The sequence below is a fragment of the Enterobacter cloacae complex sp. I3 genome (genome assembly GCF_014896175.1).
Taxonomy (GTDB): domain Bacteria; phylum Pseudomonadota; class Gammaproteobacteria; order Enterobacterales; family Enterobacteriaceae; genus Enterobacter; species Enterobacter bugandensis.
Map to the genome: position 1 here is coordinate 1 of NZ_JADBQZ010000010.1, position 11,978 is coordinate 11,978.

Genomic DNA, 11,978 nt, shown 5'->3' on the forward strand with positions numbered 1-11,978 from the left:
CCGAACTCAGAAGTGAAACGCCGTAGCGCCGATGGTAGTGTGGGGTCTCCCCATGTGAGAGTAGGGAACTGCCAGGCATCAATTAAGTGAAGAGGCCATCCGGAAGGATGGCCTTTTTGCGTTTCTGCGCTGCACAAACAGATCCCCCAACACCCTGCTTATACGGTAAACTACCTGCGTTTTTGCATCAGGATAGCGTCTATGAACCACTCCCTTAAGCCCTGGAATACCTTTGGCATTCAACGTAATGCTAATCATATTGTACGTGCCGATACTGCACAGCAGCTGCTGGATGCATGGCAAAGCGCAACAGAAAATAACGAACCCGTACTGATTCTGGGCGAAGGAAGCAATGTCCTGTTTCTCGACGATTTCGCGGGAACGGTGATCGTTAACCGCATCATGGGCATTGGTGTGGAAGAGCATGCCGATAGCTGGCATCTGCACGTGGGGGCCGGAGAAAACTGGCATCAGCTAGTGCAATTTACCCTCGAAAAAGGGATGCCGGGTCTGGAAAACCTGGCGCTTATACCAGGCTGCGCCGGATCGTCACCCATCCAAAACATCGGTGCCTACGGCATCGAACTGAAACATGTCTGTGAATATGTCGACTGCATCGAACTGGCGACCGGAACGGCTAAGCGCTTAACGGCAGAACAGTGTCGGTTTGGCTATCGTGACAGTATCTTCAAGCATGAATATCAGGATCGCTACGTGATTGTCGCCGTGGGTCTGCGTCTGCCAAAGAACTGGCAGCCGGTGCTGACCTATGGCGATTTAACGCGTCTCGATCCGGCAACCGTCACTCCCCGCGACGTATTTGACTCAGTTTGCCATATGCGAATGACCAAACTTCCCGATCCGAAAGTAAACGGAAATGCAGGAAGCTTCTTCAAAAATCCGGTTATTAGCAGCGAAAATGCAAAAGCCTTTCTTGAAGGATGGCCCACTGCGCCACATTATCCTCAGGCAGATGGCAGCGTGAAGCTGGCCGCTGGCTGGCTGATCGATCAATGCCAGTTAAAAGGCACGTCCGTAGGTGGCGCTGCCGTTCACCAGCAGCAGGCTCTGGTACTGATTAATCAATGCGATGCGACCAGCGATGATGTTGTACAGCTGGCGCATTATGTTCGTCAACGTGTGGGCGAAAAGTTTAACGTCTGGCTGGAGCCAGAAGTCCGCTTCATTGGCCGCACAGGTGAAGTGAATGCCGTGGAGACCATTGCGTGAAGGACAATACCATTCCGTTAACCCTGATTAGCATCCTTGCTGACGGGGAGTTTCACTCTGGTGAACAGCTGGGCGAGCAGCTGGGCATGAGCCGTGCCGGCATTAACAAGCATATCCAGACGCTTCGCGACTGGGGCGTCGATGTGTTCACGGTGCCGGGAAAAGGCTACAGCCTGCCGGAGCCAATTCAATTGCTGAATGAAGACGTCATCCGCAGCCAGCTTGGACACGGCAACGTTGCGGTGCTGCCGGTGATTGATTCGACGAACCAGTACCTTATGGATCGGCTGAGCGAACTCTCATCCGGCGATGCCTGTGTTGCTGAATACCAGCAGGCCGGTCGTGGCCGTCGCGGTCGCAAATGGTTCTCGCCATTTGGCGCCAATCTTTATCTGTCCATGTACTGGCGTCTGGAGCAGGGGCCTGCCGCAGCCATTGGCCTGAGTCTGGTCATTGGTATCGTCATGGCGGAAGTGCTGCACGATCTGGGTGCCGATCGGGTCCGCGTTAAGTGGCCAAACGATCTGTACCTTAACGATCGTAAACTTGCCGGTATTCTGGTCGAACTGACGGGAAAAACCGGTGATGCGGCGCAAATTGTTATTGGCGCGGGCCTCAATATGGTGATGCGTACTGTCCAGGATGATGTGGTGAATCAGGCCTGGACCAATCTCCAGGAGGCGGGGATCGTCATCGATCGTAACACCCTTGCTGTGCGCATGATTAAAGAGCTGCGCAGTTCACTCACGCTTTTTGAACAGGAAGGCCTGGCACCGTTCCTGTCTCGTTGGGAAAAGCTGGATAACTTCATCAACCGTCCGGTGAAGCTGCTGATTGGTGATAAAGAGATTTACGGCATTTCCCGCGGTATTGACGCACAGGGCGCGCTACTTCTTGAGCAGGATGGCGCGATCAAGCCCTGGGTGGGCGGTGAGATTTCCCTGCGAAGCGCCGAATAACCGGATGGAGCAAACGATGCGACAATCCGTCTGCGCTACCCTGGCATTTAACGATGGGGCAGCCTTCCGGAGAGCCCGAAATCACCTCTAAAGACGACGATTCGGCAAGTCTGAAAATGCAGGTGTGGATTTCAGCGCAATAATGACGCACTGACTATCCCCTCTCCCCTATGGGAAGAGGGGTAAATCAGTTACTGCGGATACGGTACCCAGTCCCCGCCGTTCAGGCGAACGTACGGTTTGTTCTGATACTGAATCACCACCGCGTTGGCGTTCTCGGAGACTTCAGCCGTTTGCGGCAGGTTGCTGGTGAGCTGATCCCAGTTCACGCTATCTTCTACAAACAGCTTCCCGTCAACGGCGCGGGCAACCAGTTCTGAAATCGCCAGATAGCTGCTTGGCTGGGTAATCTCAATTGGTGCGCCCTGGTGCGGTGCCTTCATACCAAAGAATTTAATGCCTGCAGGCACGTTGGTAATGGACGGGCTTGGGATATCGCGCAGGCCGGATACCTGCATTCTGTCGCCTTTCAGCGCGCCACCGTGCTCAGGTACCACGACCACCATCACTTTACGGCCAGATTTTTCCAGCTCCGTGAAGAACGCATCCAGCTCGTCGAAGAATTTCTGCGCCCGCACTTTGTAATCCGCCGTTTTACTCACCCCCGGGAAGTGGTTACCGTCGTGAAGCGGCAGGGTGTTATAGAACGTTGCACTGCGCGGATTACTGTCTTTTTCGATGGTCTGCAGCCAGCGCTGCAGCACGGCGGTATCGTCATAAACCGGCGAGCCATCGAAGCCCAGCAGCGTAACGGGAAGACCGGTTTGATCCATCAGTGGCGCCTGCATGCCACCCTGTTCACGTACCTCTTTCAGGAAGTTACCGAACTGACCGTTATGCCCCAGCACCAGGTGCTGCGTAAAGCCCAGCTTCGCGAGATTATCGAACAAATAACACTGGTTGCCAGCGGGCTGATACAGGTTTTTATGCGATGCCTGACCGCAGCTTGCTCGCAGCAGGCGGATTGCCGCCGGGCCGCTGTATGAGGTGGCAGAGTTAAAATCTTTAAACTGGATGTCAAAGTGGGACCACAGCGGGTGAGACATCAAACCGGCGGCATCCACGTCGGCCCAGGAGAGGGAACAGATGTTAATCACCAGCAGCTCAAATGGCTGCGCATCGGCTGGCAGCGCATCCGGGAATTTCGTCTGTCGCTTATCTTCAGCGGTATAGAAGCTGGAGAGCCAGGCATTAAGATTGGTGGAGGTCGGCGGTGCGGTCTGCGTTGGAATATCGCCCACCACCGGCGTATCGCCTGCCGTTGTAACGGTAGCCGCTGCGCTTCCTCCCGTCGTGGTCACCGTTGTCGTCGGCTGGCCGGCAGGCCACAGCGAAAAGCTTGGCCCCGCCAGCGTCAGCACGTTAAGCCAGATCATAATGGCGACGACAAACACCGTGACGCGGATCCACTGAGACAGGAACAGCCAGGCAACCAGCAGGACAAAGACGGCGCCAATCATCTGCCAGTTAATGAAACGCTCAACCAGGTCAAGCATATAGTCTGCGCTGAAGCCCGCGACCTGCGATCCCTGGCTCATTATGCTTTCCGGACCAGGCAGCCAGGTATCGTGCCAGAACAGCGCAAAGCCGATGGGGATGGCCACCCAATGGCGTAAACGATGCAGCCTGATGTTCGGCAGAGGCATCAGCAGGAAGGCCATAAACACCAGGTTAAGCAGGGGATGGAAATTCAGATAACCTGCCCAAAGCAGGCCAAACTTCACCAGAAAGTAGAAGTTCCAGCCGGAAAGGCCGCGCCAGTATTGCCAGAGCGGCGAGGGTGACGAAGCGGTATAGGAAGAATTAGTCATGTTTACGGTCTGCCTTGACGTGTGATGCCCGTGTCAGTGTTCCGGCTGGTTTTACATAGCGAGGTTTTACAAACATCACTCTGGCCGTATCACGGATACGGCGTATGGAATGGCGTGCATAGTAGCCAAGCGGGAAAAAGATCAGCGCGCAGAATACGACCAGTTGGATGATATCGCTGATATTCATGATGGTGCGTTCTCCCCGTTCTCAGTTAATAAGCGAAGGGGTTCCGGAACCCGACGCCAGACATGTCCGTCATGTCTGGCATTGAGGAGCGGTTTTACATCGCTCGTGATTGCGAGCGGTTTAACCCATTGTTCAGGCTGGAGAGCGCGCATTTGCACCAGCTCTGCGCTGATAGCATTATCTTCGAACCAAATCATACGGTTCGAGAAAATATCCCCGGTAGGCAGGGGGAAGATGTGGTTAAGCGCAGTATCAAGATCGTTGACCCGGCAAAACGACAAAAACAGCACCAGGCGATTGTCGCCAATGGTCATGATGTCCCCTGTACGGTTCGGGCGACACAGGGTGAGCGCCTGCTCAACGCGAATGCCCGGGACCGGCCGCAGGGCAACCATAACCCCTTTCCCGTCCGCCGGAAGTAACGTGTTGCTCATCATGTTGCCGACGGCATCGCAGAACGTATCCCATTTCTGGTAGCCACGCAGCTTCATCGGCTGGGTCATGGAGAGCAGCGTGGAGATATCTTCCGGGACATGGCGGCTGAACTGCTGACCCTGAACGCTTTCAATAAGCGTCAGGCAGCGTGACAGTGGCGCATTCCAGGGGATAACCATATTTGCCCCGCAGCCCAGAAGCAGACGCTCATCGGTAGCGCGCAGGCTGGTATTATTTTCGCGCACCACAATTTTTAACGCGCTGCCGCGCTGGCGGCGCAGGGTGTGAATTTGTCTCGCCAGCGTTTCAATCTGATTATTCTGCATCAACGAGAAAACGAGGGTGGCTGCCTGGGTGGTACGGGCTTCATGAAAAAGCGCTTCGTTAGACTCAAACAGTGACCAGTTTTCCGAAAGCGCGGGCGCGCCCTCTAAAACCGCAATATGGCTCAGGATGCGCTTTTCATCGCTGCGCGGCTGCACCACGGTTTCTTCCTGCTGTGCCAGGTGCCATTTCCCCTCAATAGGTTTAAGAGTCAGCTGTTGCCTGGCGCTCACGCCCTTTTCATTGCACCAGAAGGCAATATCGTAGAGATAGCTGCCTGCCTGGTCACGAAGACTTGCCAGTCCGAACAGGGAGCGATATTCGCCCATCAAAAGTGAGAACAGCTTGTCATTATTACTGCCGGGGTTGACGACCAATAGCGTGCAATTTTGAAACTTTGCCCATTTATTGATTTTTTCCAGCCACGACAGCAGTTTTTCAGCAGGAATATTTTGCAGTATGTTATTTGCACATTTAAGAATCACTAAATAGTGATCCGGGTCAATAGAGCACTGAACGTCGCGGGACAAAAAGTATAGACTATCCGCTTCCGCTGACATAGAAAACAAACGTACTTTCTGGGGGCCGCTGTCGCTTTCCAGCGTAATTATTTTCTTCGGCTCTTCGCCCATGCTAATGACGGCCACGCGGGAATCCTTATCCTGAGCGGCAATTGTCTGGTTTACCAGGCTGATAGCGTCTTCATTACGATCCGTATTAATCCACCAGACTCCACCGACTGGCATGTGGCTCAATTCGTCCCATAATGACTGGATGCCAATAGAAAATATGGAGTCCACGATGTCCCTCTTTTCGTCTAATTTGCCTGTATCTCAGTTTACTAGCGAAAGCGTAGAAATAAACCTAACATTGAAATTAAAGAACATCAGATTTAGCATGTAAATGAAATTTGTCAGGGCAGGATGCCCCGCAACTTCCGAGCGTGCGATTTTCCTCAAAGGGATGGAATAAGAATGGATAATAACGAACCTGCAACCCCAGTCGACTCGACTCTGGGTTACACATTCCAAAACGATTTTCTGGCGCTGGCGCAGGCCTTTTCTCTACCTGAAATAGATTACACCGATATTTCCCAGCGGGAACAGTTGGCTGCTGCTATTAAACGCTGGCCGTTATTAGCTGAATTCGCCCATCAACATTAAGGGAGCCATTGATGGCCATACTCGGATTACAGGGCGTCCGTGGCGGTGTGGGTACCACATCTGTTACCGCGGCGCTGGCGTGGTCATTACAGCTTTTAGGTGAATCGGTGCTGGTGATTGACGCCTGCGCCGATAATTTGCTGCGTATGTCGTTCAACGTCGATTTCACTCGCGAAGAGGGCTGGGCCCGCGCGCTGCTTGATGACAAAGACTGGCGGGATGCGGGGCTACGCTATACCTCCCAGCTGGATTTACTGCCTTTTGGCCAACTGACCACCACAGAACGCGAGAATGAAGCCGCCTATCAGCGTCTGTTTTCGCAGTTCACGCTTGCGCTGCAGAGCCTGAAAGAAAAGGGGCACTACCAGTGGATCCTGCTGGATCTGCCGCACGGCGCCGGGACGCTGACCCGGCAGCTCATCGCCCAGTGCGATCATGTACTTTCCGTGGTGAACGTCGATGCGAACTGCCATATTCGCCTGCATCAGCAGGGGCTGCCTCAGAACGCACATCTCCTGATTAACGATTTACGTATCGGTAGCCAAATCCAGGACGACCTCTATCAGGTGTGGCTGCAAAGCCAGCGCCGCCTGCTTCCCATTGTGATTCATCGGGATGAGGGGATGGCGGAATGCCTCGCCTCCAAGCAGCCGCTGGGCGAATACCGCAGCGACTCGCTGGCAGCAGAAGAGATCCTGACGTTGGCGAACTGGTGTCTGCTGAACTTCGCCAGCAAGGCGGAGCCTGCTGGGAGTTCGGTATGAGTCGACTCGCCAGCTGGCTTCTCATTCCGCCGGTCAGTTCGCGTTTGAGCGATCATTACCGGCACTTTCGCCGGCATGGTGCTCCGGCATTCAGCGCCGCGCTCGGCTGTTTCTGGCTGATTCTGGCCTGGACGTTCATTCCACTCGAGCACCCGCGCTGGCAGCGCATCCGTGCGCGTCACGGCGAATTATACCCACACATTAACCCCGACCGACCACGGCCTTTGGACCCGGCGCGCTATCTTATTCAGGCCGTCTGGCTGGCAATATCGTCATCCCGAACGGAGAAAATAACGCCGCACTGGCGCAGCTATTCCCGCGTACAGCAGTTACGTGAACGCTATCATCAGTGGCTGGATAAACTGCCCGCTAGCGTCAGCGATAAGACCAGCCATCTGGATAACCATAAAGAGCTTGGGCATCTCCACCCAGGCTTGCGGCGTTTTATTCTCGGCGTGATTGTCGTGTTCTCGCTCATTCTGGCGCTGGTCTGTATTACGCAACCTTTCAACCCGCTGGCGCAGTTCATCTTCCTGATCCTGCTGTGGGGCGTGGCGTTGCTGGTTCGCCGTATTCCGGGCCGTTTCTCGGCGCTGATGCTGATTGTGCTGTCGTTGACGGTTTCCTGCCGCTACATCTGGTGGCGTTACACCTCAACGCTGAACTGGGACGACCCGGTCAGCCTGGTGTGTGGTCTGGTGCTGCTGTTTGCTGAGACCTACGCGTGGATTGTGCTGGTGCTAGGCTATTTCCAGGTGATCTGGCCGCTCAACCGCCAGCCGGTTCCGCTGCCTAAAGACACCACGCAGTGGCCGACCGTCGATCTCTTCGTCCCGACCTACAACGAAGACCTGAGCGTGGTGAAAAACACCATCTATGCCGCGCTGGGCATCGACTGGCCGAAAGATAAGCTCAAAGTCTGGATCCTGGATGACGGCAACCGTCCGGCGTTTCGCCAGTTTGCGGAAGAGGTCGGCGTTGAGTACATCGCCCGCCCGACTCACGAGCACGCTAAGGCGGGGAACATCAACAACGCCCTGAAGTATGCCTCCGGGGAGTTCGTCTCGATTTTTGACTGTGACCACGTGCCGACGCGCTCGTTCCTGCAGATGACCATGGGCTGGTTCCTGAAAGAGAAAGAGCTGGCGATGATGCAGACGCCGCACCACTTCTTCTCGCCGGACCCGTTTGAACGTAACCTTGGCCGCTTCCGCAAAACCCCGAACGAAGGCACGCTGTTCTATGGGCTGGTGCAGGACGGGAACGACATGTGGGATGCCACCTTCTTCTGCGGCTCCTGCGCGGTTATCCGCCGTAAGCCGCTGGATGAAATTGGCGGAATTGCTGTTGAAACGGTAACGGAAGATGCGCATACCTCGCTGCGCCTGCACCGCCGCGGCTATACCTCTGCCTATATGCGTATCCCTCAGGCCGCCGGTCTGGCGACGGAATCTCTCTCGGCGCACATTGGTCAGCGTATTCGCTGGGCGCGCGGCATGGTGCAGATTTTCCGCCTCGATAACCCGCTGATAGGCAAAGGGCTCAAGCTGGCTCAACGTCTCTGCTACGTCAACGCCATGTTCCACTTCTTGTCCGGCATCCCGCGGCTGATCTTCCTGACCGCGCCGCTGGCGTTCCTGCTCCTTCACGCCTATATCATTTACGCCCCCGCGCTGATGATTGCGCTGTTCGTTCTGCCGCACATGATCCACGCGAGCCTGACGAACTCGAAGATTCAGGGCAAATACCGGCACTCCTTCTGGAGTGAAATCTACGAAACGGTGCTGGCGTGGTACATCGCGCCGCCGACGATGGTCGCGCTGATTAACCCGCACAAAGGGAAATTCAACGTCACCGCGAAGGGCGGTCTGGTGGAAGAAGAGTACGTCGACTGGGTGATCTCCCGCCCGTATATCTTCCTCGTGCTGCTGAATATTGTCGGCGTGATCGCCGGTATCTGGCGCTACTTCTACGGCCCGGAAAACGAAATCCTGACCGTCTTCGTCAGTATGGCCTGGGTGTTCTACAACCTGATTATCCTCGGCGGCGCGGTGGCGGTATCGGTAGAGAGTAAACAGGTTCGTCGCGCGCATCGCGTTGAAATCTGCATGCCTGCGGCAATCGCCCGTGAAGATGGTCACCTCTTCTCCTGTACGGTGCACGACTTCTCTGACGGTGGCCTGGGGATCAAAATCAACGGCCAGGCGAAAGTGCTGGAAGGGCAGAAGGTTAACCTGCTGCTTAAGCGCGGTCAGCAGGAGTATGTCTTCCCGACGCAGGTTGTGCGTGTGGCAGGCAGTGAAGTGGGTCTGCAGCTGATGCCGTTGACCAAAAAGCAACACATTGATTTTGTGCAGTGTACGTTTGCCCGTGCGGATACATGGGCTCTCTGGCAGGACAGCTTCCCGGAAGATAAACCACTGGAAAGCCTGCTGGATATTCTGAAGCTGGGGTTCCGTGGCTATCGTCACCTTGCAGAATTTGCCCCGTCGTCGGTGAAATTAATTTTCCGGTCACTTACTTCGCTGGTTTCCTGGGTCGTGTCGTTCATTCCTCGTCGTCCCGAGCGGGATGAGACGAAGCAGGCGGACCCGGTTATGGCTCAACAATGATGATAACGCGATGAAAACAAAACTTTCCTGGTTATGTGCAGTGGCAATGGGAGTGAGTGCACTTCCCGCAACAATGGCTAACGCAGCACCCGGTAACGCAGCGGCGACGCCTGCGCCGACGGTCCCTGTCGTCGCGCAGGCAACCGATCCGGTTGTTACGGCGGCACCCGGTCAAACAGAAAACATCATTCCGAACCAGCCAACGGAGGGGAACACCCTGCCGGCCGTGAATCCGGTCATCGGGCAGGTGATGCCGGGCGTGCGGGGGGCTAACGCGCCCGTTGTCGCAGATAATGTGCCGTCGCGGGACGTGAAGCTGACCTTCGCGCAAATTGCGCCGCCGCCGGGTAGCATGGTGCTGCGCGGCGTCAACCCTAACGGCAGCATTGAATTTGGTATGCGCAGCGATGAGGTTGTTTCAAATGCGGTACTGAACCTTGAATACACCCCGTCGCCATCCCTGCTGCCGACGCAGTCTCAGCTGAAGGTCTACCTGAACGATGAACTGATGGACGTTCTGCCGGTGACCAAAGAGCAGCTGGGTAAGAAAACACAGGCGCAGGTGCCGATTAACCCGCTCTTCATCACCGACTTTAACCGTATCCGTCTGGAGTTTGTTGGTCACTACCGCGATGTCTGCGAAAACCCCGCCAGCAACACGCTGTGGCTGGACGTCGGGCGTAACTCCTCGCTGCAGATGACCTACCAGCCGCTGGCGCTGAAAAACGATCTGTCGGCGTTCCCGGTTCCGTTCTTCGACCCGCGTGATAACCGTCCGCTCACGCTGCCGATGGTGTTTGCATCGTCCCCTGACGTGACCGAGCAGCTGGCGGCGACCATTGTGGCCTCCTGGTTTGGCTCCCGCTCCGGCTGGCGCGGTCAGAACTTCCCGGTGATGTATGACAAAATGCCGGACAGGAACGCGATTGTCTTTGCAACCAACGCGAAGCGTCCGGGCTTCCTGCGCGACCACCCGGAAGTCAAAGCGCCAACCATTGAGATGGTAAGCCACCCGGATAACCCGTACGTGAAGCTGCTGGTGGTCTTTGGTCGTGATGATAAAGATCTGGTCCAGGCCGCGAAGGCGATTGCTCAGGGCAACGTCCTTTTCCGCGGCAACAGCGTGGTGGTGGACGAAGTTAAGCCGCTGCTGGCGCGTAAACCTTATGACGCGCCAAACTGGGTGCGTACCGACCGCGCCGTGACGTTTGGTGAACTGAAGACCTATGAAGAGCAGCTGCAGGCGTCCGGGCTGGAGCCATCGCCGATTAGCCTGTCGCTGAACCTGCCGCCGGATCTGTACCTGCTGCGCACCAACGGCATTGATATCAATCTCAACTACCGCTATACCGCGCCGGCGACGAAAGACAGCTCGCGCATGGATATCAGCCTGAACAACCAGTTCCTGCAATCGTTCAGCCTGCAAAGTACCCAGGACACTAACCGTCTGATGCTCCGCCTGCCGGTGCTGCAGGGGCTGCTGGACGGAAAAACGGACGTCTCTATTCCGGCGCTGAAGCTTGGCGCGATCAACCAGCTGCGTTTTGATTTCCAGTACATGAACCCGATGCCTGGCGGTTCGGTGGATAACTGCATCACCTTCCAGCCGGTACAAAACCACGTTGTGATCGGCGATGAGTCGACCATCGACTTCTCGAAGTACTACCATTTCCTGGCGATGCCGGATCTGCGTGCTTTTGCTAACGCGGGCTTCCCGTTCAGCCGCATGGCCGATCTCTCTGAATCCATTGTGGTGATGCCAAAAGCGCCAAACGAAGGCCAGGTGACGACCCTGCTCGACACCATGGCAACCGTAGGCGCGCAAACCGGATTACCGGCAGTTAACGTCACGTTGACCGACGATGGCAGTCAGATCCAGAACAAAGATGCGGATATCATGGTGATCGGCACCATCCCGGACAAGCTGAAGGATGAAAAACGTATCGACCTGCTGGTGAAAGCCACCGAGTCGTGGGTTAACACGCCGCTTCGCCAGACCGAGTTCCCAAGCATTATGCCGGACGTGAACGACCGTAAGGCCAGCGCGCAGACGGCCGTAACCTCTCAGGGGGCGATGGCTGCGGTGGTGGGCTTCCAGTCTCCTTACAACGATCAGCGTAGCGTGATAGCCCTGCTGGCGGACAGCCCGCGTGGCTATGAACTGCTGAATACCGCGATGAACGACAGCGGCAAACGTGCCGCGATGTTTGGTTCTGTGTCGGTGATCCGCGAGTCCGGTGTCAACAGCCTGCGCGTGGGTGATGTGTATTACGTCGGCCATCTGCCGTGGTTCGAGCGACTGTGGTATGCGCTGTCGAACCATCCGGTTCTGCTCGCCATCCTGGCTGCGGTCAGCGTGGTCTTGCTGGCATGGGTGCTGTGGCGTCTGCTGCGCATCATCAGCCGTCGTCGCCTTAACCCGGATGAGTAAGA

At 55.9% G+C, this 11,978-nt stretch carries 9 protein-coding genes; 6 read left to right on the forward strand and 3 right to left on the reverse strand.

Features of this window, described 5'->3' with window-relative positions; all coding sequences use genetic code 11:
* Positions 1-201 precede the first annotated feature (201 nt).
* Together murB and birA are read left to right on the forward strand one after the other, a co-directional pair.
* Positions 202-1,230: a UDP-N-acetylmuramate dehydrogenase gene (gene murB / locus IM271_RS09310; protein WP_193052489.1), complete on the forward strand. Its 1,029-nt coding sequence runs from the start codon at positions 202-204 to the stop codon at positions 1,228-1,230.
* Complete coding sequence (gene birA / locus IM271_RS09315) at positions 1,227-2,189, forward strand: bifunctional biotin--[acetyl-CoA-carboxylase] ligase/biotin operon repressor BirA (protein WP_047363553.1); 963 nt, start codon at positions 1,227-1,229, stop codon at positions 2,187-2,189. Before murB ends, birA begins: the two co-directional genes overlap by 4 nt.
* A 191-nt stretch (positions 2,190-2,380) precedes the next feature.
* Here birA and bcsG read toward each other — a convergent pair whose 3' ends face one another.
* Genes bcsG through bcsE form a run of 3 tightly spaced genes read right to left on the reverse strand, consistent with a single transcriptional unit; the run spans position 2,381 to position 5,806 of the window.
* Complete coding sequence (bcsG, locus tag IM271_RS09320; protein WP_193052490.1) at positions 2,381-4,060, reverse strand: cellulose biosynthesis protein BcsG; 1,680 nt, start codon at positions 4,058-4,060, stop codon at positions 2,381-2,383.
* On the reverse strand, positions 4,053-4,247 hold the full coding sequence (bcsF, locus tag IM271_RS09325) for a cellulose biosynthesis protein BcsF (protein ID WP_072201618.1): 195 nt from the start codon (positions 4,245-4,247) through the stop codon (positions 4,053-4,055). Before bcsF ends, bcsG begins: the two co-directional genes overlap by 8 nt.
* Entirely contained in the window at positions 4,244-5,806 is a 1,563-nt protein-coding gene (bcsE, locus tag IM271_RS09330) for a cellulose biosynthesis c-di-GMP-binding protein BcsE (RefSeq protein WP_126345966.1), read from the reverse strand. Before bcsE ends, bcsF begins: the two co-directional genes overlap by 4 nt.
* Positions 5,807-5,980: 174 nt before the next feature.
* Between bcsE and bcsR the strand changes: the two genes are divergently transcribed.
* From bcsR to bcsB, 4 genes are read left to right on the forward strand one after another with little or no spacing between them, the layout of a single operon-like run.
* A complete protein-coding gene (bcsR, locus tag IM271_RS09335) occupies positions 5,981-6,169 on the forward strand; it encodes a cellulose biosynthesis protein BcsR (RefSeq protein WP_028014761.1) in 189 nt (62 codons plus the stop codon).
* Positions 6,170-6,180: 11 nt separating this feature from the next.
* Entirely contained in the window at positions 6,181-6,933 is a 753-nt protein-coding gene (bcsQ, locus tag IM271_RS09340; RefSeq protein ID WP_028014760.1) for a cellulose biosynthesis protein BcsQ, read from the forward strand.
* Positions 6,930-9,545 carry a UDP-forming cellulose synthase catalytic subunit gene (bcsA, locus tag IM271_RS09345; RefSeq protein ID WP_028014759.1) on the forward strand — a complete coding sequence of 872 codons (2,616 nt, stop codon included), beginning with the start codon at positions 6,930-6,932 and terminating at the stop codon, positions 9,543-9,545. Before bcsQ ends, bcsA begins: the two co-directional genes overlap by 4 nt.
* A gap of 10 nt (positions 9,546-9,555) precedes the next feature.
* Positions 9,556-11,976, forward strand: coding sequence for a cellulose biosynthesis cyclic di-GMP-binding regulatory protein BcsB (gene bcsB / locus IM271_RS09350; RefSeq protein ID WP_126345965.1), 2,421 nt, complete (start codon positions 9,556-9,558; stop codon positions 11,974-11,976).
* Positions 11,977-11,978 lie beyond the last annotated feature (2 nt).

Excerpts from the sequence above, each read along its gene's own strand:
- bcsF (WP_072201618.1), bottom strand. The coding sequence starts at position 4,247 with ATGAATATCAGCGATATCATCCAACTGGTCGTATTCTGCGCGCTGATC.
- murB (WP_193052489.1), top strand. The coding sequence starts at position 202 with ATGAACCACTCCCTTAAGCCCTGGAATACCTTTGGCATTCAACGTAAT.
- bcsA (WP_028014759.1), top strand. The coding sequence starts at position 6,930 with ATGAGTCGACTCGCCAGCTGGCTTCTCATTCCGCCGGTCAGTTCGCGT.
- bcsG (WP_193052490.1), bottom strand. The coding sequence starts at position 4,060 with ATGACTAATTCTTCCTATACCGCTTCGTCACCCTCGCCGCTCTGGCAA.
- bcsQ (WP_028014760.1), top strand. The coding sequence starts at position 6,181 with ATGGCCATACTCGGATTACAGGGCGTCCGTGGCGGTGTGGGTACCACA.
- bcsB (WP_126345965.1), top strand. The coding sequence starts at position 9,556 with ATGAAAACAAAACTTTCCTGGTTATGTGCAGTGGCAATGGGAGTGAGT.
- bcsR (WP_028014761.1), top strand. The coding sequence starts at position 5,981 with ATGGATAATAACGAACCTGCAACCCCAGTCGACTCGACTCTGGGTTAC.